15 protein-coding genes are annotated in these 19,855 nt (G+C 62.4%); 7 read left to right on the top strand and 8 right to left on the bottom strand.

All coding sequences use genetic code 11. The features are described 5' to 3' along the window. Positions 1–157 precede the first annotated feature (157 nt). A complete protein-coding gene (locus tag K7H91_RS02875) occupies positions 158–1,336 on the bottom strand; it encodes an NAD(P)/FAD-dependent oxidoreductase (protein ID WP_230718703.1) in 1,179 nt (392 codons plus the stop codon). A 138-nt stretch (positions 1,337–1,474) separates the two neighbouring features. Between K7H91_RS02875 and K7H91_RS02870 the strand changes: the two genes are divergently transcribed. From K7H91_RS02870 to K7H91_RS02845, 6 genes are all read left to right on the top strand, one after another. Then, complete coding sequence (locus K7H91_RS02870; protein WP_412768648.1) at positions 1,475–2,911, top strand: glutamine synthetase family protein; 1,437 nt, start codon at positions 1,475–1,477, stop codon at positions 2,909–2,911. A 35-nt stretch (positions 2,912–2,946) separates the two neighbouring features. Beyond that, a complete protein-coding gene (locus K7H91_RS02865; RefSeq protein ID WP_230718702.1) occupies positions 2,947–4,236 on the top strand; it encodes an NAD(P)/FAD-dependent oxidoreductase in 1,290 nt (429 codons plus the stop codon). 182 nt (positions 4,237–4,418) lie between these two features. Further along, positions 4,419–5,891 (top strand): glucose-6-phosphate dehydrogenase, encoded by a 1,473-nt coding sequence (gene zwf, locus K7H91_RS02860; protein WP_230718701.1) that lies wholly within the window; start codon positions 4,419–4,421, stop codon positions 5,889–5,891. 10 nt (positions 5,892–5,901) lie between these two features. Continuing rightward, positions 5,902–6,600 carry a 6-phosphogluconolactonase gene (gene pgl / locus K7H91_RS02855; RefSeq protein WP_230718700.1) on the top strand — a complete coding sequence of 233 codons (699 nt, stop codon included), beginning with the start codon at positions 5,902–5,904 and terminating at the stop codon, positions 6,598–6,600. Between the two features lie 43 nt (positions 6,601–6,643). Next, complete coding sequence (gene edd, locus K7H91_RS02850) at positions 6,644–8,467, top strand: phosphogluconate dehydratase (RefSeq protein ID WP_230718699.1); 1,824 nt, start codon at positions 6,644–6,646, stop codon at positions 8,465–8,467. A gap of 269 nt (positions 8,468–8,736) precedes the next feature. After that, positions 8,737–9,408 carry an outer membrane protein gene (locus K7H91_RS02845; protein ID WP_230718698.1) on the top strand — a complete coding sequence of 224 codons (672 nt, stop codon included), beginning with the start codon at positions 8,737–8,739 and terminating at the stop codon, positions 9,406–9,408. A 137-nt stretch (positions 9,409–9,545) separates the two neighbouring features. On the opposite strand, the gene K7H91_RS02840 is transcribed toward K7H91_RS02845, so the two are convergent. From K7H91_RS02840 to K7H91_RS02820, 5 genes are all read right to left on the bottom strand, one after another. Then, positions 9,546–10,643 (bottom strand): ABC transporter ATP-binding protein, encoded by a 1,098-nt coding sequence (locus K7H91_RS02840; protein WP_230718697.1) that lies wholly within the window; start codon positions 10,641–10,643, stop codon positions 9,546–9,548. A 14-nt stretch (positions 10,644–10,657) separates the two neighbouring features. Beyond that, entirely contained in the window at positions 10,658–12,316 is a 1,659-nt protein-coding gene (locus K7H91_RS02835; RefSeq protein WP_230718696.1) for an alpha-glucosidase family protein, read from the bottom strand. Between the two features lie 47 nt (positions 12,317–12,363). Next, positions 12,364–13,506 carry a carbohydrate ABC transporter permease gene (locus tag K7H91_RS02830; protein ID WP_230718695.1) on the bottom strand — a complete coding sequence of 381 codons (1,143 nt, stop codon included), beginning with the start codon at positions 13,504–13,506 and terminating at the stop codon, positions 12,364–12,366. Then, complete coding sequence (locus tag K7H91_RS02825) at positions 13,507–14,517, bottom strand: carbohydrate ABC transporter permease (protein WP_230718694.1); 1,011 nt, start codon at positions 14,515–14,517, stop codon at positions 13,507–13,509. It lies immediately after the preceding gene. Positions 14,518–14,768: 251 nt separating this feature from the next. Further along, positions 14,769–16,127, bottom strand: a complete 1,359-nt coding sequence (locus K7H91_RS02820; RefSeq protein WP_230718693.1) for an ABC transporter substrate-binding protein — start codon at positions 16,125–16,127, stop codon at positions 14,769–14,771. 430 nt (positions 16,128–16,557) lie between these two features. On the opposite strand from K7H91_RS02820, the gene K7H91_RS02815 reads away from it, so the two are divergent. Then, positions 16,558–17,580, top strand: coding sequence for a LacI family DNA-binding transcriptional regulator (locus K7H91_RS02815; RefSeq protein ID WP_230718778.1), 1,023 nt, complete (start codon positions 16,558–16,560; stop codon positions 17,578–17,580). A gap of 19 nt (positions 17,581–17,599) precedes the next feature. Here the strand turns inward: K7H91_RS02815 and K7H91_RS02810 are convergent, their stop codons facing one another. Next, the gene (locus K7H91_RS02810) at positions 17,600–17,854 is read right to left on the bottom strand and encodes an ArsR/SmtB family transcription factor (RefSeq protein WP_018065161.1); all 255 of its coding nucleotides are present in this window, start codon (positions 17,852–17,854) and stop codon (positions 17,600–17,602) included. A gap of 61 nt (positions 17,855–17,915) precedes the next feature. Next, positions 17,916–19,517 carry a DUF882 domain-containing protein gene (locus tag K7H91_RS02805; RefSeq protein ID WP_419197439.1) on the bottom strand — a complete coding sequence of 534 codons (1,602 nt, stop codon included), beginning with the start codon at positions 19,515–19,517 and terminating at the stop codon, positions 17,916–17,918. Positions 19,518–19,855: the final 338 nt, after the last annotated feature.

The following is a 19,855-nucleotide window of genomic DNA, read 5'->3' as shown; positions in this document are numbered from 1 at the left end:
GACATCGCAATGACCCGACGCCCGCCAAAACTCACGGACGACGTCAACTGGCGCGACGTGCCGGAAGACGATTATTACCGCGCCTTCGCCAACCCGCTGCCGAAATCATGGTATTTTCTGGCTTCGCTGGCGAAGCGCGTTGGAGAGGGCCTTCGCGTCACGCAACGTCGCCGGCGGCGACGCCCGAGGCCCATGCCCACTGGAAATTGTAACCGCCAAGCCAGCCGGTAACGTCGACGCATTCGCCGATGAAATAGAGCCCCGGCACCGCCCTCGCCTCCATCGTGGCCGATGAGAGAGCTTTCGTGTCGATCCCGCCGAGCGTCACCTCGGCGGTGCGGTAGCCTTCCGTGCCCGCCGGCTTCACCCGCCAGTCCTGAACGGCGCGGGCAAGCGTGCCGAGCGCCTTGTCCGCCGTATCCGCCAGCGGTCCTGCGGGGCCGGCTTTCTCCGCGAAATACTGTGCCAGCCGCTTCGGCAGATGGGCGGAAAGCGCGGTGGCGGCGCTTTGCCGGCCGTTCTCGCGCTTGGCCTTGATAAGTGCGTCCGCGAGATCGATGTCGGGCAGCATGCGCACCGCGATTTCCTGCCCGGGCCTCCAATAGGAGGAAATCTGCAGGATGGCGGGACCGGATAGCCCGCGATGGGTGATCAGCATCGCCTCGCGAAAGGCGGTCTTGCCGCAGCCGACCGCGCTGTCGACGCCGATGCCCGAAAGCGGCTGCAACTCCGCCTGCAAAAGCGGATCGAGCGTGAACGGCACCAGGCCGGGCCGCGGCTCCACCACCGAAATCCCGAAACCCGCGGCCACCTCATAGGCGAAACCGGTTGCCCCCATTTTCGGAATCGATTTGCCGCCGGTCGCCATCACCAGCGCGGCGCAGGATGCCTTTTCGCCGTTCAGCCGCATCGTGAACCGCTCGCCGACGCGGGCAATGTCGCTGGCGGCGGTTTCGAGCGCGACCGTGACGCCGCCCCTGGCGCATTCTTCCATCAGCATGGCAATGATCTCGCGCGCCGACCCGTCGCAGAAGAGCTGACCCAGCGTCTTCTCGTGCCAAGCGATGCCGTGGCTCTCGACCAGATCGAGAAAATCGCGCGGGGTGTAGCGCGCCAGTGCGGATTTGGCGAAATGCGGGTTTTCCGAGATGAAATTACGCGGACCGGCGTGAATATTGGTGAAGTTGCAGCGCCCGCCGCCGGAGATCCGGATCTTCTCGCCTGGCTTTTTCGCATGGTCGATCAGCAGCACGCGGCGACCGCGTCTGCCGGCGCGGGCCGCACACATCAGCCCGGCAGCTCCGGCCCCCACGACAATGACATCATAATCTTTCATGCGCGTGTTATCCCCAACGCGACATCGGGCCTGGAAGCAGAAACTCAACTTGCCCCCTCGCCAACGCGTCACGGGTGTTTATGATACAGCAAACCGCAATGACAACCGGCGAGAAAAATGCCAGCCAAAAAAATCTCCATGAAAGCCGCAAGCAAAACCCAAAGCAGCAGAATCAAACGGGCGAAGAAGCCGACCGTGCTGTCCTCGCCCGCCTCCGCGCGCGGCGTCGCGGACTGGAAGGATGCAGCGCGCTGGCTGAAGGCGCGCGGCATCGAGGATATCGAATGCATCACCCCGGACCTTGCCGGCGTGCCGCGCGGCAAGATGATGCCGACCTCGAAATTCACCTCCAACACTTCGCTGGCGCTCCCCTCCGCGCTCTACCGCCACACGATTTCGGGCGACTATCCGGATGAGAGCGGCAGCTTCCGCTACGAGCCGCGCGACAGCGATCTCAAGCTCGTGCCGGACCTGTCGACGCTGACGACGGTGCCCTGGGAAAGCGATCCGACCGCGCAGGTGATCTGCGACGTCGTCGGCTCCGATGGTGAAGAGGTGCCCTACACCCCGCGCAACGTGCTGAAGCGTGTGGTCGAGCTTTACGAGAAGAAGGGCTGGCGTCCGGTGGTCGCGCCCGAGATCGAATTCTATCTGGTGGCCAAGAACGACGATCCCGACCTGCCGCTGGTGCCGCCCGTCGGTCGCTCCGGACGCCCAATCGTCGCCGGCCAGGCCTATTCGATCGCCGGCATCAACGAGTTCGATGAACTCATCGACGACATCTACCACTTCTGCGAGGCGCAGGGGCTGGAGATCGACACGCTCATCCACGAGGAAGGCCCGGCCCAGCTGGAGATCAATCTCCGCCATGGCGATCCGCTGGAGCTTGCCGACCAGGTGTTCTATTTCAAGCGCACCATCCGGGAAGCGGCCACCAAGCACGGCACCTTCGCCACCTTCATGGCCAAGCCGATGCAGGGCCAGCCGGGCTCGGCGATGCATATTCACCAGTCGCTGATCGATATCGAGACCGGCCGCAACGTGTTCTCGCTGGAAAACGGCGAGCCCTCGCCGGAATTCTTCCACTTCATCGGCGGCATGCAGAAATATGTGCCGTCCACGCTGGTGATGATGGCGCCCTATGTGAACTCCTACCGCCGGCTGACGCCCGACATGGCCTGCCCGGTCAACACCGCCTGGGGCTATGACAACCGCACAACGGCGTTCCGCATCCCGGTTTCCGATCCGGATTCGCGGCGCGTGGAAAACCGCTTGCCGAGCTCCGACGCCAACCCCTATCTGGCGCTTGCCGCCTCGCTCGCCTGCGGCTATCTCGGCATCGAGAACCTTGCGGACCCCTCCGCGCCCACGGCCGACACCGCCAATGAGGGCATTGTCGACCTGCCGCGCGGCCTTTTGGAGGCGCTGGCGCTGATGGAGGCCGAAACGGCGCTCGTTCCCGTGCTGTCGCACGAGTTCATCGACCTTTACGCCGGCATCAAGCGCGGCGAATTCGAGACCTTCATGGAGGTGATCAGCCCGTGGGAACGGGAATTTCTGCTCCTTCACGTGTAACAGTAACCGACCCTGGATGACGGAGGCCTTCGCGAATGAAATGGCAAAGCCCGATTGCGCCGGGCCTTTCCTGGTATCAGGCAACGCTTGCCGAGCGGCCGACCTATCCGCAGCTTGACGGCTCGACCAGCGCGGACGTCATTGTCGTCGGCGGCGGCTTCACCGGCCTTCAGGCGGCCTATCAACTGGCGGCCGACGGCGTTGACGTGGTGCTGGTCGACGCCGCCCGGTTCGGCGACGGCGCATCGGGGCGCAATGGCGGCCAGCTCGGCACCGGCCAGCACTGGTGGCCGGAAGAAATGGAGCACAAGCTCGGCAAGGCGCGCTCGCTCGCGTTTTTCCGGATGGCCGAGGACGCCAAGTCCCATCTGCTCGATTTCGCCCGCGCCCAGAAGATCGATATCGACTTCACGCCGGGCCAGCTTTCCGTCGCCCACAAGCGCAATATGGAATACACCTATCGCCATCACGCCGAGGCGCTGGCGGAACGCTATGACTATCCGCATCTGTCGTTCATGAGCAGACAGGAGACGGCGGAACGGCTCGGTTCCAACCATTATTACTGCGGCCTGCGCGATATCGGCACCGGCCATATCCATCCGCTGAAACTGCTGGTGGGAACGGCGAAGGCGGCGGCAAAGGCCGGCGCGCGCCTGTACGAAATGACCAAGGCGCTCAACATCGACCGCGTCGATGGCAGGATCGCGGTGGAGACCGAGCGCGGCACGATTACCGCCGACCGGGCGCTGATCGCCTGCAACGGCTATATTCAGGAGCATCTGGAGCCGAAAACGGCGGCCAAGATCATGCCGATCCGCTCCTTCATCGCCGCAACCACCCGGCTCCCCAAGGCGCTGAAGATATTGCCGGGCGGCGAATCGGTCGATGACAGTCGGTTCGTGGTGCGCTACTTTCGCAAGGCACCGACCGGAGAATTGCTGTTCGGCGGGCGCGAGGTCTATTCCGCCGATGATCCGAAGAACGTCTCCAAGCATCTCCATCGCCAGATCACGCAGGTCTATCCGCAACTGGCCGACATCGACATCACCCATGCCTGGGGCGGATCGGTGGGCATCACCCTTCCGCGCCGGCCGCTGGTGGACGAGATCATGCCGGGCGTCACCTCGATCGGCGGGTTTTCCGGCCATGGCGTCATGCTGTCGAATTATTGCGGCAAACTCTATGCCGACGAGATCGCGGGGCGCTCGCAGGATCTCGGGCTTTACCGCGATCTGGAAATCCCCGCCTTCCCCGGCGGCGAGCGGCTGCGCAAGCCCTTGCTGTTCCTCGCCCTCACATGGTTCGCGCTGCGCGACCTGATCTAGTTGATTTCTTTTTCACGCTCGCGCGCCGGTACCCGGCCCGCAGGCGCTTCACAACCGAGACCGACTGATGAAAGACCGATTGCATTTTCTCGCCCATATCCGATTTTTTCGAAATCGGACTGGCATTTTTAAATCGATTTGATAAAACACCGCCAACCAGCTGACGATTGAGAGGACTGACCATGAGCAGTCAAATGATCCCCGTCGACCCCTTCGACTATGTTGTCTTCGGCGCAACCGGAGACCTGACCGAGCGCAAGCTTCTCCCCGCGCTCTACCACCGCCAGATTGCGGGACAGTTCACCGACCCGACCCGCATCATCGGCGCCTCGCGTTCCGAGCTGACATCGGAGCAGTTCCGCGAGCATGCCGACAAGGCGCTGAAGGAGCACTTGAAGGACGGTGAATACGACAAGGACGAAGTCGCCAAGTTCCTCGCCCGGATCGAATATGTGCCGGTCGACGCGACCACCAACAAGGGCTGGGACGCGCTCAAGAAAATGCTGGAGCCCGGCAAGGATCGGGTGCGCGCCTTCTACATGGCCGTCGCCCCCTCGATCTTCGGCCCGATCTGCGACGGCATTCGCGACCACAAGCTGATCACCAAGCAGACCCGCATCGTCGTTGAAAAGCCGCTCGGCCGCGACCTCGCCTCCGCGCTGGAACTCAACAACATGATCGCCAAGACCTTCCACGAAGAACAGGTCTTCCGCATCGACCACTATCTCGGCAAGGAGACGGTGCAGAACCTGATGGCGCTGCGTTTCGCCAACATGCTCTACGCGCCGCTGTGGAACGCCAACCATATCGACCATATCCAGATCACGGTCGGCGAGGAGGTCGGGCTTGAGGGCCGCGCCGGTTATTACGACAAGTCGGGCGCGCTGCGCGACATGGTGCAGAACCACATCCTCAACGTGCTCTGCATGGTGGCGATGGAAACGCCCTCTTCGATGGAGGCCGAGGCCGTCCGCGACGAAAAGCTCAAGGTCCTGCGCTCGCTGAAGCCGATCACCGAGGATAACGCCAGCGCGATGACCGTTCGCGGCCAGTATCGCGCCGGCGCCTCCAAGGGCGGCGCCGTCAAGGGCTATCTCGAGGAGCTCGGCGGCGAATCCGACACCGAGACCTTCGTCGCCATCAAGGCCGAGATCGAGAACTGGCGCTGGGCGGGCGTGCCGTTCTACATCCGCACCGGCAAGCGGCTTGCCAGCCGGCTTTCGGAAGTCGTCATCACCTTCAAGGAAATTCCGCACTCGATCTTCGGCCCCGGCGCCGGACGGATCGCGGCCAACCAGCTCGTGCTGCGCCTGCAGCCGGACGAGGGCGTGAAGCAGTGGCTGATGATCAAGGATCCCGGCCCCGGCGGCATGCGCCTGCGCCAGGTCGCGCTCGACATGAGCTTCGCCCAGGCCTTCGACGTGCGCAACCCGGATGCCTATGAGCGCCTGCTGCTCGATGTGGTGCGCGCCAACCAGACGCTGTTCATGCGCCGCGACGAGGTCGAGGAGGCATGGCGCTGGTGCGACCCGATCCTGAAGGCGTGGGAAGCGACCGGCCAGCCGGTTCACGGCTACACCGCCGGCACCTGGGGCCCGTCGAAGGCGATCGCGCTGATCGAGCGCGACGGCCGCACCTGGCACGAGCCGCTGTGAGGGCCGCGACATGACCGAGACGATGCACACATTCGAAAACGGCGTTGATCTGGCCGCGGCCCTTTCCGCGGCCGTCGCCAGCAAGCTCGCCGCCGCGATCGCCGACAAGGGCATGGCCTCGCTTGCCGTTTCCGGCGGGTCGACGCCGAAGGCGTTCTTCCGCGCGCTGTCGGCAGCGCCGATCGACTGGGAGAAGGTGACCATCACCCTGGTCGACGAGCGTTTCGTGCCGGAGGACAATCCGCGCTCGAACCATCTCCTGGTGAAGGAAAACCTTTTGACCGGCCCCGCCGCCAGCGCCCGCTTCATTCCGCTCTACCAGAAGGTGGAAACCGCCGAGGAAGCGGCCGATATCGTGACCAACAAGGTGTCGGCGGCAAGCCTGCCCTTCGATGTCGTGGTGCTGGGCATGGGAACCGATGGCCACACGGCCTCGTTCTTCCCGGGAGGCGACACGCTTGAAAAGGCGCTCGACAAGACCACGCCCACCGGCGTGATGGCCATTCATGCCGAAGGCGCGGGCGAAGCCCGGCTGACCTTCACCTTCTCCAGCCTCGAAAATGCGGGCCTTCTGGTGCTGCATATCGAAGGCCAGGCCAAGAAGGATGTTCTGAACAAGGCGCTGGCCGGCGATGACGAGGCGGAAATGCCCATCCGCGCCGTTCTCACCCGCGCCTCCTCACCCGTGGAAATATACTGGGCGCCCTGACACTTCCTGCCGGGCGCCTTCCGTAAAGCACAGGAAAAGCCCCATGACCGCCGATCCCCGTATTGCAGACATAACCGCTCGCATTGTCGAGCGGTCCAAACCGACCCGCGAAGCCTATCTCGATCGCGTCTCCCAGGCGATCACGAAGGGCGTCCATCGTTCCGTTCTGTCCTGCGGCAATCTTGCCCATGGCTTTGCGGTCTGTTCCCCCGCCGAGAAGGACGCGCTTTCGGGCGATACCGTCCCCAATCTCGGCATCATCACCTCCTATAACGACATGCTCTCGGCGCATCAGCCGTTCGAGACTTTCCCGGCGCTGATCCGGGAAGCGGCCCGCGAGGCCGGCGGCGTGGCGCAGGTGGCGGGCGGCGTGCCGGCGATGTGCGACGGCGTTACCCAGGGCCAACCCGGCATGGAACTGTCGCTGTTTTCGCGCGACCTGATCGCGATGGCCGCCGCCGTCGGCCTGTCGCACAACATGTTCGACGCCGCCGTCTATCTCGGGGTCTGCGACAAGATCGTCCCCGGCCTGACGATTGCCGCCTTCACCTTCGGCCACCTGCCGACGGTCTTCATTCCCGCGGGTCCCATGACCACCGGCCAGGGCAATGACGAGAAATCGCATATCCGCCAGCTCTATGCGGAGGGCAAGGTCGGGCGCAAGGAACTGCTGGAATCGGAATCAAAATCCTATCACGGTCCCGGCACCTGCACCTTCTACGGCACCGCCAATTCCAACCAGATGCTGATGGAGATGATGGGCCTGCACATGCCGGGCGCCTCGTTCATCAACCCCAATACGCCGCTGCGCGATGCGCTGACAAAGGAGGCGGTTAAGCGCGCCTTCGCGATCACCGCCGACGGGAATGAGTTCACGCCGGTCGGCCAGATGATCGACGAGCGCTCGATCGTCAACGGCGTGGTCGGGCTGCACGCCACCGGCGGGTCCACCAACCACACCATGCACCTTGTGGCGATGGCGCGGGCCGCAGGCATCCAGCTCACCTGGCAGGATATTTCCGAACTCTCCGACATCGTGCCGCTGCTGGCCCGCGTCTACCCGAACGGGCTTGCCGACGTGAACCATTTCCACGCCGCCGGCGGCATGGGCTATCTCATCCGCCAACTGCTCAACGCCGGCTTCCTGCACGACGATGTCCGCACCGTGTTCGGCGAGGGCATGGAAGCCTATGCGATCGATGTGAAGCTCAACGATGACGGCACGGTGCGCCGCGAGCCGATCGGCGACGGTCCAAGCGCCGACCCGAAGGTGCTGACCACCCATGACAAGCCGTTCCAGCCCAATGGCGGGCTAAAGATGCTTGCCGGCAATGTCGGCAAGGCGGTGATCAAGATCTCCGCCGTCAAGCCGGAGCGCCGCGTGATCGAGGCGCCGGCGATCGTGTTCCACGACCAGCAGGAACTGCAGACGGCCTTCAAGGCCGGCGACCTCAACCGTGATTTCATCGCGGTCGTCCGCTTCCAGGGCCCTAAATCGAACGGCATGCCGGAACTTCACCGCCTGACGCCGCCGCTCGGCGTGCTGCAGGACCGCGGCTACAAGGTGGCGCTCGTTACCGACGGGCGCATGTCCGGCGCGTCCGGCAAGGTGCCGGCGGCGATCCACGTGACGCCGGAAGCAAAGGATGGCGGCCCGATCGCGAAGATTCGCACCGGCGACCGGATGCGGCTCGATGCCGAGGCGGGGACGCTTGAGGTTCTGGTGCCGGCGGAAGAGTTCGATGCCCGGCCGCTCGCCGAGGCCGATCTCACCGGCAATGACTACGGCATGGGGCGGGAGTTGTTCGCCCCGTTCCGCCATCATGTCGGCACGGCCGATCACGGCGCCAGCGTGTTTTTCGAGTGATCGTTACGATCATTCGTATTACGTGATTGCCTGCCCCAATTCGTGCGCCTTGCTGCCACGAAATAAACATATGCCACCAATAATCGTCGGCCCGGGAAACAAATCCCGGGCCTATTTCGTTTCCAAGGCAAGGGTCAATCGAGCAGGGGACACTGTAACATTCCAGCAACAGCTCCCAACCAAGTGCGCGGGATGTGCAAAGTTAATTTGATCGATTGATTAAATCACCTATCTAGACGCTAGGTGAAACACATCGAAGGAGTACAGTAATGAAAAAGATTCTTCTCGCTTCCGCCGCTTTCGTCGCCATGGGCGCCGCTGCCCAAGCCGCTGACGTGGTCATGACGCCTGCAGCCGAACCCTATGTCGCTCCGCAGGTCATCCCCCAGACCTTCAGCTGGACCGGCTTCTACCTCGGTGGCACCGGCGGCTATGACTGGGCGACCGCAAACCTGCACTACAACGGTGTACAGATCGGCAGCGACGATTTCGACGGCGGCAAGCTCGGCGGTTTCGCCGGTTACAACTACCAGTTCGACAACAATGTTGTCGTCGGTGTTGAAGGCGAACTCGACTATAACTGGAACGAGCAGGACTATAATGTCGGCGCGCCCTTCAGCGTGAAGGCCGGTTCCGACTGGGAAGGCTCGGTTCGCGCCCGTCTCGGTTACGCGTTCGACAAGGCCCTGATCTACGCAACGGGCGGTTGGGCGATTGCCAACGGCTACATCGAAGGCAACGGTCTCGACCAGAGCCAGGCTTTCAACGGCTGGACGGTCGGCGCCGGTCTCGACTACGCGCTCAGCAACAACGTCTTTGCCGGTCTGGAATACCGCTACACCGACTTCGGCAAAAAGGACTTTGACGGCGCTCTGACGGGCTTCGAAGCCAAGGACTACACGTCCAACCGCGTTATGGCCCGCGTCGGTTACAAGTTCTGATCTTTCTCCCGAATGGCGGACGTCCCCCTGTCCGCCATTCATTCTTCGCTGTGTCCCCCTCCCGCAGCGGAGAACATAGAAAAGCCCGCCGGCAATATGCCTGGCGGGCTTTTTTTATATCGGCGCAGCGAATGCGGTCAGCGGTAAAGGTAGCTGTGACCGCTTTCGTCGAAGAGGTGTAGCCTTTCCGGATCGGCGACGAAGCGCATCACATCGCCGGGCTTGCCCTTGTGGATGCCGGGAAGCTTGACGATGATGGGGTCCTCGTCGATGAGGTCGCCCTCGATATAGATCAGCGTCACCTCGCCCAGCGCCTCGATGATCGAAATCTTGCCCTCGAACAGGAAATCCTCGCCTTCGGCCGCCTCGCGCACGTCCTCGGGCCGCACGCCGAAGCTTGCCTTCTTGCCGCGCTCGCTCTCCTCCGTCTTGATCGGCACATCGAAGCGCTTGCCGTCCTTGAGCTCGACTTCGGTGGTCTCGCCTGTGCGGGCGATCTTCACCGGCATGATGTTCATGGCGGGCGAGCCGATGAACTGGGCCACGAACAGGTTCGAGGGGCGCTCGTAGAGCTCCAGCGGCGCGCCGACCTGTTCGATATAGCCGCCCGAGAGCACCACGATCCGGTCGGCGAGCGTCATCGCCTCGACCTGGTCGTGGGTCACGTAGATCATCGTGGTATCAGGCATCTTCTCGTTGAGCTTGGCGATCTCGATGCGGGTCGCGACGCGAAGAGCGGCATCGAGGTTCGACAACGGCTCGTCGAACAGGAACACCTTCGGATCGCGGCAGATCGCGCGGCCGATCGCCACGCGCTGACGCTGACCGCCCGAAAGCGCCTTCGGCAGACGGTCGAGATAGGGCGTGATCTGCAGCATGTCGGCGGCGGCCCGCACGCGACGGTCGATCTCTTCCTTGCTCTCCTTGGCGATGCGCATGCCGAAGGCCATGTTGTCGTAGACCGACATATGCGGATAAAGCGCATAGGTCTGGAACACCATGGCGATGCCGCGCTTGGAGGGCGGAATGTCGTTGACCACCTGGTCTTCGATCGCGATCGTCCCGCCGGAGATTTCCTCCAGCCCGGCGATCATCCTGAGCAGTGTCGACTTGCCGCAGCCGGAAGGACCGACAAAGACGACGAACTCACCCGGCTGGATTTCCAGGTCGATCTTGTGAAGAACTTCGACATTGCCGTAGGATTTCTTCACATCCTTGAGTGTTACACCAGTCATTACCGCCCCTTTCCCTATGCGCCCTTGCGGGCGAAATATGCGCCCCAGGCAGGAAGTTTTATCGTATTGCCCTCGGCCTCGCACGAGAAGCCTGTTCCTTCAAGCCCGTCCCATGCGCCATCCGGCAGATGCGCCGTCACGGGTGCCGCGGAGATGTTGAACACGCAAAGAACGCTGTCGCCCTCGAGATCGCGCGTGAAGATCAACAGCGCATCGTCATCATCGGCCCTGTGAAACACGATCCCGCCTCTGCCGAGCGCTGGCAGGCCTTTGCGCAGCGCCAGGAAGCGGCGATAGTGCTCAAACACCGATCCGTCCTCGCCCTGTTGAACGTCGACCGCCTTCATCACATGATCGGGCGAGACCGGCAGCCAGGTCTTCTCCGCCGTGGAGAAGCCGGCATTGACAGCGCCCGCCTGCCAGACCATCGGCGTGCGGCAGCCGTCGCGGCCCTTGAATTCCGGCCAGAACTCGATGCCGTAGGGATCCTGCAGGTCCTCGAACGCGATGTCGGCCTCGGTCAGCCCCAGTTCCTCGCCCTCATAAAGGCAGATCGAGCCCTTGAGCGTCATCAGCAGCGAGGCCAGCATTTTGGCATAGGCCTCCTTGTCCGCGATGCCCGCGCCCCAGCGGCTGAGATGGCGGACCACGTCGTGGTTTGAGAACGCCCAGCAGGCCCAGCCCTCGGGCGCGGCGGCATCGAAGGCGTTGATCGAGTTGACCACATGCTTCGGCGTCACCGGCTGCGGGGCCAGGAATTCGAAGGCATAGCACATCTGCATCTTGTCGCCGCCGGAGGTGTATTCGCCGACGATCTCGAGACCGCGCTGGCTGTCGCCAACCTCGCCAACGGCCGCAACGGCCGGATATTCCTCCATCACCGCGCGCAGCCGCTTCAGGAATTCCAGATTCTCCGGGCGGCTCTTGTCGTAGAGATGTTCCTGATAATTGTACGGATTAACCGCCGGCGCCGTCTGGTCGTTGCGACGCTCGGGCGCAAGGGCTGGATTGTCGCGCAGTTGCTGGTCATGGAAGTAGAAGTTGATCGTGTCGAGGCGGAAGCCATCAACGCCGCGATCGAGCCAGAAGCGCGCGACATCGAGCAGCGCGTCCTGAACCTCGGAATTGTGAAAATTGAGGTCCGGCTGCGAGACCAGGAAATTGTGCATGTAATATTGCAGGCGGCGGCTGTCCCACTGCCAGGCCGAGCCGCCGAAGATCGACAGCCAGTTGTTGGGCGGCGAGCCATCCGGCTTGGCATCCGCCCAGACATACCAGTCCGCCCGAGGATTATCGCGGTTTGCGCGGCTTTCCATGAACCAGGGATGCTGGTCGGAGGTATGCGACAGCACCAGGTCGATCATGATTTTCAGGCCCAGATCATGGGCCTTTGCGATCATTGCGTCGAAATCGGCGAGCGTGCCGAACATCGGATCGATGTCCTTGTAGTTCGACACGTCATAGCCGAAATCCTTCATCGGCGAGGTGAAGAACGGCGAGATCCAGACCGCGTCGGCCCCGAGGCCGGCGATATAATCCAGCCGTTCGGCAATGCCGCGGATATCGCCGACGCCATCGCCATTGGAATCCTGAAACGAGCGCGGATAGACCTGGTAGATGACGGCGCCGCGCCACCAGTCCTTGTCGATGGCCTTGTTATTGGTATCGTTCATTCTCTTGTCTTTTCTTGTCAGTATCGCAGGCAGGGCTCAAGGCGGCGTCAGCCGCCCTTGACCGAGCCCGCCAGCAGGCCGCGCACCAGATAGCGTTGCAGCGCGAAGAACACGATCAACGGCACGATGATGGAGATGAAGGCGGAGGCCGTCAGGATTTCCCAGTTGCCGCCGCGCGATCCGAGCAGTTCGCGCAGCCTTGCCGTCAGCACGATGGTCTGCTCGCTATTGCCGAGAAACACGGTCGCCACCAGCAGGTCGTTCCAGGTCCACAGGAACTGGAAGATCGCGAAGGAGGCAAGCGCCGGATAGGACAGCGGCAGGATGATCTTGCGGAAGATCATGAAGTCGTTCGCGCCATCGACGCGGGCGGATTCCATGATTTCGCGCGGCAGGCCGGCGATATAATTGCGCAACAGATAGATCGCGAGCGGCAGGCCGAAGCCCATATGCGCCAGCCATATCCCGACATAGGTCTTGGATGGCACGCCGAATATGTCGCCGATCCAGTTATACATCTTCAGAAGCGGGATCAGCGACATCTGCAGCGGCACCACCAGCAGGCCGACGATGACGGCGAGCAGCAGGTTGCGGAACGGGAATTTCATCCACGACAGCGCATAGGCCGCATAGGCCGCCACCAGCACCGGAATGATGGTCGAGGGGATCGCGACCGTCAGCGAGTTGAGGAAGGACTGACCAATGCCTTCCGAGGTCAGCACGTTGCGATAGTTCTCAAGCGTGAAGCGCGGCGGGATTTTTGCGGTGACGAAGATGCGATCGCCGCGCCGGCCGAACGGCTCTTCAGAGGTCATGCGGTATTCGCCATCGGCTTCCACCGTAAGTTCCTGGCCATCGCCCATCTCGACGGTCTGGCCAACCTCGAACTCCTGGGGCCTGAGCGAGGATGTGCCGAAGCGGGAAACCACTCCGCCCGCGCCGTCCAGCGCATTGCCGGTGATCACATAAAGCCCGTCCTCTTCGGTCTGCCCCTCCGCGCCCGGCGTGCGGTAGATCAGGTTCTGGGTGGAGGTGGAAAGCGACGTCCACCAGCCGGAAGCGACGATCTGATCCTTGTCGCGCAGCGACGTGACCAGCAGGCCGAAGGTCGGAATGGTCCACAGGATCACCAGCAGAAGCACGGTGATATGGGAGAACCAGACCAGCGGCGATTTCTTGTGCGAGTGCATTTACCGGCCCTCCATCTCTTTGCGCGAATTGCGGATATTCCAGACCATGATCGGGATAACCAGAACCATGATGACGATCGCGATCGTGGCCCCGCGGCCGAAATCGCCCCCGCCCCTGAACATCCAGTCGAACATGAGATTGGCGAGCACCTGGGTATTCCACTGCCCGTTGGTCATTGCGAGAACGATATCGAAGATCTTGAGCACGATGATGGTGATCGTGGTCCACACCACGGCAATGGTGTTGTAGATTTGCGGCACCATGATCTTGAAGAAGATCTGCAGCCCGTTGGCGCCATCGATCACCGCCGCCTCGATGGTTTCCTCCGGAATGCCGCGCAGCGCGGCCGACAGCAGCACCATGGCGAACCCGGTCTGGATCCAGAGCAGGATGATCATCAGGAAGAAATTGTTCCAGAACGGCATGGCGATCCACACATGCGGCTCGCCGCCCATGGCCACGACGATCGCGTTCAGGATGCCGATCTGGTCGGCGCCCTGACCGCGATAATCATAGACGAATTTCCAGATCACCGAAGCGCCGACAAACGAGATCGCCATCGGCATGAAGATCATCATCTTGGCGAACGAGCCCCACCAGATGCGGTCGGTCAGCCAGGCAATGATAAGGCCGAAGAAGGTCGAAAGCGCCGGCACGAAGACCAGCCAGAGCATGTTGTTGAACATCGATTCGCGAAATTCGGAATCGTTGAACATCCACACATAGTTCGCCGCCCCGACATAGGTGTCGCCCGAAGGACCATGCACCGAATACCAGAGCGAGGCGAAAACCGGATAGACCAGATAGATCCCGAGCGACAACAGCGCCGGCAGCAGGAACAGCCAGGGGCGGATCATGCCGGAGATGCGCAGATTGCGCACGCCCTGCGCCGGGTCCTTCGTCTGGGACGGAAAGATGATGTCGAGCAACTTGTTGGTGCCGTAGAAATAGATCATGGCGGCGGCCACGCCGATGACGACAGCCAGCAAGGCTTTGATGATTTGTTCCACGCCTTTCGCTCCCCCTGGCGGTCGGCAGTCGCCGCACCGCTCAGCCTATTGTCGGGCAACGCCAGCGCCCGGCGCCGCGTTCCCTTTTGTTCTGTCGCGCCTCACTGCAAAAACCGGTGTCCGGTTTTGCGGGCGCGCTGGAAGAAGTCTGCCGTAACGGCCGCCATCTGACAACCACGCGGCTTAAGACAGGGCAACCGGGCCGCGAACGGCCCGGTCAATTATCGCAAATCCGTCTGGAATGGCGACCGTTACTTGATCGATTCCCAGGTGTTCTGGATGTTGGTGGCCGCCTGTTCGGCAGACTGGCCGCCGACGAAGTCAACCATGCCGGTCCAGAACGCGCCCGCGCCGATCTTGCCCGGCATCAGGTCGGAACCGTCGAAGCGGAAGGTGGTTGCTTCCGTCAGGATCTCGCCCTGGCCGCGCAGCGCGTCATTGGCATAGGCTTCCGGGTTAACGCCGGTGAACGGGGTCAGGAAGCCGGACTGCGCCATCCACACTTCATGCGCGATCGGGGTTTCCAGGAACTCGATGAAGGCCTGGGCTGCGGGGCTGTCCTTGGTGATGCCGAACAGCGTGCCGGCGCCGAGAACCGGCTTGCCGAGGTCTTCGCCCTCATAGGCCGGGAAGTAGAAGAAGTCCGCATCCAGGCCAAGCTCGGTGCCTTCCGGGAAGAAGGACGGGATGAACGAGGCCATCTTGTGCATGTAGCACTTCGGCGGCGATGCGAAGAGACCCTTGGGGCTGTCGCGGAAATCGGTGGACGCAACGGCGGCGGCCCCGCCATCGACGAACTTGTCGTTCTTGGCGAACCAGCCGAACTCGTCGATCGCATTGACGATGCGCGGGTCGTTGAACGGAATTTCGTTGGTGACCCACTGGTCGTAGACTTCCGGCGGCTGCGTGCGCAGAACCATGTCCTCGACCCAGTCGGTTGCCGGCCAGCCGGTGGCGCCGCCGGAACCGAGACCGATGCACCAGGGCGTACCGCCGTCGGCGACGATCTGTTCGGTCAGCGCCTTCAGCTCTTCCATGGATTGCGGAATTTCATAACCGGCATCGTCAAAATTGTCCGGCACATACCAGACCAGCGACTTCACGTCGGCCTTGTAGGGAAATGCATAAAGCGCCTTCTCGCCGTCCTTGCCCGCATAGCTGGACAGATCGACCCAGGAGTCGCCGGCGGCGTAATTCTCGGAGAGGAATTCGCCGACTTCGGCCGGAAGCTTGGTCAGGAGACCCTTGGCGGCCAGATCGGCGGCAAGGCCCGGCTGCGGGAACACCGCGATATTCGGCGGGCTGCCGGCCTGGGTGTCGATCACGATCTGCTGCTCGAAGGAATCGGAGCCGGAATACTCGACATTGGCGCCGGTGGCTTCCTCGAAATAGGCGATCACGCTTTCGACCAGATCCTTGTCCGGACCGAGCCAGGGGCCGAAGATCGTCAGCGTCTGGCCGGAAATGTCGCCATGGGCTTCGGCGAACTGGTTGTAGCTGTCCCAGTTGAAGCGGGAATCCTCGCCCACCGGGAATTTAAGGTCGGCGGCGCTGGCCGCGCCGGCAAAAAGCGCCAGCGTGGCAACGCCGGTCAGAAGAGCTCTGTTCATGTGATTTACCTCCCATCACATAGGGCCCTGTCGCGGGCCTTGGTTGTCTTTCGGCACTTTATTCAAAGCGCTTTGACACCTTCAACCATTTCTCGCGCAAGGGTCAGGAGTCAACCCCCCGCGTCAAAAACAGGCGAAATTTTGGACGATTTGTCTCAGTTTGAATAATTTTCTTGACGACGACTTGAAAACAATCCCATCAATCGCTTTGATAAATCTCAAGTTTACCCAAAACGCTTTGAGGAGAGCGAAGGGGAAACGCGAAGCCGGAAGTTGCAACTGCATCAAGCATTTGCAATGAAGCTCGGCACGTCGGCCAAGCCCGCCGCGAAGACAGGATTGAAAAGTCCTCAAACCCTGTGCCCGCTTGTGTGAACGCAAAGCCGGCAGGGCGCATGACGGAGGGCCTTAGGCACGAGGGAGGATGGATGTGAACCTGAAGCAATTGTCGGCCCGGCTCGGCCTGTCTCCGACCACGGTCAGCCGCGCCCTGAACGGCTATCCGGAAGTCAACGCCGCCACGCGCGAACGCGTGATGAAGGCCGCGCGCGAAACCGGCTACCGCCCAAACCGGACTGCCCAGCGGCTGGCGACCGGCAAGGCCGGCTCGATCGGCCTTCTGATGCCGATCGGCGACCAGGTGATCTCAGATCTGCACTTTGGCGAATTCCTGAACGGGCTCGGCGAGCAGGCGCAGACGGAGGATTTCCACCTTGTCGTCATGCCCTCCGACCCCGCCGACGAGGTCACCGCGCTTCGCAGCCTTGCCACCAGCGGCTATGTCGACGGGTTGTGCCTCGCCTATATCCGCGAGAACGACCAGCGCATCGATTTGATGGAATCCTTCGGCCTGCCGTTCATCGTCCATGGCCGGTTCTTCGATGCGCCGCATGCCTATCCCTCGCTCGATGTCGACAACGAGGCCGCGTTTTACGATGCGACCCGGCTGCTGCTGCAGCTTGGCCACCGCCGCATCGCCCTGATCAATGGCGATGAAAATTTCGGCTTCGCCATCAGGCGCCGCGATGGCGTCGCCAAGGCCTGCCGCGAGGCCGGGCTTGCGCTCGAACCCCGCTTTCATGTTTCGACGCAGATGACGGAAGCCGACGGGCAGCGCGCCGCCGAGCGGTTTCTGGCGCTCGCCGAAACGCCGAGCGCGATTGTCTGTTCCAGCATGATACAGGCGCTCGGCATCGTGCGCGCGATCGAGGCGGCCGGCATGACGCTCGGCGAGGACATCTCGCTGATATCCTATGACGATGTCCTGCCGCTGCTGCGCCCGGAACTCTTCAGCGTGCCGCTGACGACCACGCGCTCATCGCTGCGCACCGCCGGCAAACGGATCGCCGAGCGGCTGATCAAACGCATAAACGGCACGGAGACGGATGATTTCGGCGAATTGTGGCGGCCGGAGCTCGTGGTCCGGTCCTCAACCGGACGGGCCCCGGACTGATCCCCGCAGCCCGAATCGCTCAGAACTGGCGTATCCAGGCATTAAGGCTGGCGAACCCTTCGGGGTTGATGGCATAGAACCGTTTTGTGCCCACGGGCGTGACCCGCACCAGGTCACTGTCGAGCAGCGCCTTCAGATGCTGCGAAACCGCAGGCCTGCTGATGGGGAGCCCCTCCGACAGTTCGGTAACTGTCTTGGGTTCACGACGAAGCGCCATCAAAAGATGGCGCCGATTGGGGTCCGCAATTGCGACAAAGGGATCGAATCTGCTCATCGCGGCACATTACGTCAAAGTCAGTAGGCCGGCAAGTAGTCCATTTCTTAAAACAATGGAATCAGAACCTTGCGGAGTCAAAATACTGAACGACGGTCTGGCTATCTTGCGCCTTATTTTTAGAGCCAACTAAAACTTGGGCCGACTCAGTCAAAACCTGATTATTATTACCCAGTTTCGGCGTTATATTATCATGCGATGATGCCAGCGGCACAGCATCGCCCGGACGCCCGCCCTTTTGCGGGGCAGCGGGAGCGGCGGCATTGATGCGCGCGGCCGTTGGCTTGAACAGCGTGCGGAAGTCGGCATCTTCATTATAGGCGAGTTCGGTCGTCTCCCCCATCGCCGCAAGCTTGCGGGCAAGCTCGGTCCGGGCATCGTCGATCGGAGCTTCAGTTGCCGGCGCGGCCGAGGCGAGCGTGGGCCTTGGCGTTGGAGCCGCGTTGACGCCCATCGCCGCGCCGCCGGTTTCGGCATAGGCAAGACGGGGGCTGGGCACCGGCACGTCGCCATCGAACAGGCCGAAGCGATCGCCGTTGAACGCAGGATCATCCGTTTGCAGGGCGGCAACCTCGGTTGCGGGCGCCGCAGCCACCGGATCGGCGGCCTCCGAGACAAGAATATCGGCGACGGACACGCCCTCTTCCGGCCCAAGCGTGGACGGACGGGTCTGCGGCAGCGGCACATCGGCGGCGGCCAGAGCCAGGGCCGGATCGGTAGCCGTTTCGGCCGCGGTCGGCGTCGGGTCGACCAGCGCGGTCGCGAGCGGCGTTCCAAGACCGGCCTCGCCGGCGCTCGGCCTGCTGAGCGGCAGCGGAATGTCGAGATTGTCGAAGGTCACCGCCGCCGTCAGGATATCGACGGGACGCTGGGCGGGTTCAGCCTGACGCTGCGGCTGAGCCTGCTGGCGCGAGGGCCTGCTCGGCGTCGGCGGTTCGGCATCGCCCTTGTCCCTCTTGCCGAACAGCATGGAGAGCAGGTTCGGACGTTCATCCTCGTCGCCATCATCCGCGCTTGCGACCTGGACGGGCTGCGACGATCCGACCGCGCCCTTGGCCTTGTACTCGGCCAGCGCCTCATTGTAGCCCGGCAGCGGCTTGCCGTCGGCGGGCAGATGCAGGGTGTGCCCCTCCGGGAACAGCGCCACGAGCTGGTTGCGGCTCATGCGCGGCCAGGCGCGCACGCTCGCCACATCGAGATGCACGAAGGGAGAACCGGATTTCGGATAGTAGCCAACCCCGCCGCGCTGCATTTTCATCGCGGTTGCGCGCAGCTTGGCCAGCGGCACGCCCGGAATGAAGAAGTCCATGGCCTTGCCGAGCATGTGCTGGGATTTCTTGGCCACGCCGGAGCTGTTCGCGCGCAGCATCGCGTTGGTTTCCGGCGAGCGATAGGCGGAAACGACATTGATGTAATCGGTCGCACCGACCTGCTGATAGACTTCCCATACCAGATCGAACAGGCGCGGATCCATGTTGGTCGGCTCCTTGCGACGCCAGTCGCGCAGGAACCAGTTGAGCTGTTCGAGCCCCTTCTTGTCGTAGCGGCCATTGCGCTTGAAGGTGATCTCGGCCTTCTCGCCGGTATGGATGTAATAAATCTTGAGTGTCCGGGTTTCCGCACGCGCCTCGACGCCGCCGAAAAAGCACAGCGTCGCCGCCAGTACGGCCAGTACAGCAAATGTCCGACGCAAGAACGCGCGATATGGACGGATAGTCAAACCGGACTCTCCCTGGATTCTCTGAACGTCCCGAAGGCTCCCCCGAGCGCAAGGCTTATGCCGACACAAGAGATTAGAACCTCTTTTCTGAAGGCGCAATGCGGCGCAAACGAGGCGATTTTCCGACACAATTTCAGGTCGCCTTTTATAGGCAACATTCCGTTAATTTCCAACCATCGTCATATCTGATTAAGCTTACACAAGAGTTAACCCCTTGTTTCAGATCAACTCCACCGCTCAATTTTATGCTTCTGTGTCTTCGTCGCGCCCGCCCTCCGCGC

The sequence above is a fragment of the Martelella mediterranea genome (assembly GCF_021021415.1).
GTDB lineage: Bacteria > Pseudomonadota > Alphaproteobacteria > Rhizobiales > Rhizobiaceae > Martelella > Martelella mediterranea_C.
Note: the sequence above shows the minus strand (reverse complement) of the source record. Positions and strands in the feature narration are given on the sequence as shown.

What these genes read in the sequence shown, in the direction of transcription:
- K7H91_RS02875 (WP_230718703.1), bottom strand. Translation starts at nt 1,336, where the DNA reads ATGAAAGATTATGATGTCATTGTCGTGGGGGCCGGAGCTGCCGGGCTG.
- K7H91_RS02870 (WP_412768648.1), top strand. Translation starts at nt 1,475, where the DNA reads ATGAAAGCCGCAAGCAAAACCCAAAGCAGCAGAATCAAACGGGCGAAG.
- K7H91_RS02865 (WP_230718702.1), top strand. Translation starts at nt 2,947, where the DNA reads ATGAAATGGCAAAGCCCGATTGCGCCGGGCCTTTCCTGGTATCAGGCA.
- zwf (WP_230718701.1), top strand. Translation starts at nt 4,419, where the DNA reads ATGAGCAGTCAAATGATCCCCGTCGACCCCTTCGACTATGTTGTCTTC.
- pgl (WP_230718700.1), top strand. Translation starts at nt 5,902, where the DNA reads ATGACCGAGACGATGCACACATTCGAAAACGGCGTTGATCTGGCCGCG.
- edd (WP_230718699.1), top strand. Translation starts at nt 6,644, where the DNA reads ATGACCGCCGATCCCCGTATTGCAGACATAACCGCTCGCATTGTCGAG.
- K7H91_RS02845 (WP_230718698.1), top strand. Translation starts at nt 8,737, where the DNA reads ATGAAAAAGATTCTTCTCGCTTCCGCCGCTTTCGTCGCCATGGGCGCC.
- K7H91_RS02840 (WP_230718697.1), bottom strand. Translation starts at nt 10,643, where the DNA reads ATGACTGGTGTAACACTCAAGGATGTGAAGAAATCCTACGGCAATGTC.
- K7H91_RS02835 (WP_230718696.1), bottom strand. Translation starts at nt 12,316, where the DNA reads ATGAACGATACCAATAACAAGGCCATCGACAAGGACTGGTGGCGCGGC.
- K7H91_RS02830 (WP_230718695.1), bottom strand. Translation starts at nt 13,506, where the DNA reads ATGCACTCGCACAAGAAATCGCCGCTGGTCTGGTTCTCCCATATCACC.
- K7H91_RS02820 (WP_230718693.1), bottom strand. Translation starts at nt 16,127, where the DNA reads ATGAACAGAGCTCTTCTGACCGGCGTTGCCACGCTGGCGCTTTTTGCC.
- K7H91_RS02810 (WP_018065161.1), bottom strand. Translation starts at nt 17,854, where the DNA reads ATGAGCAGATTCGATCCCTTTGTCGCAATTGCGGACCCCAATCGGCGC.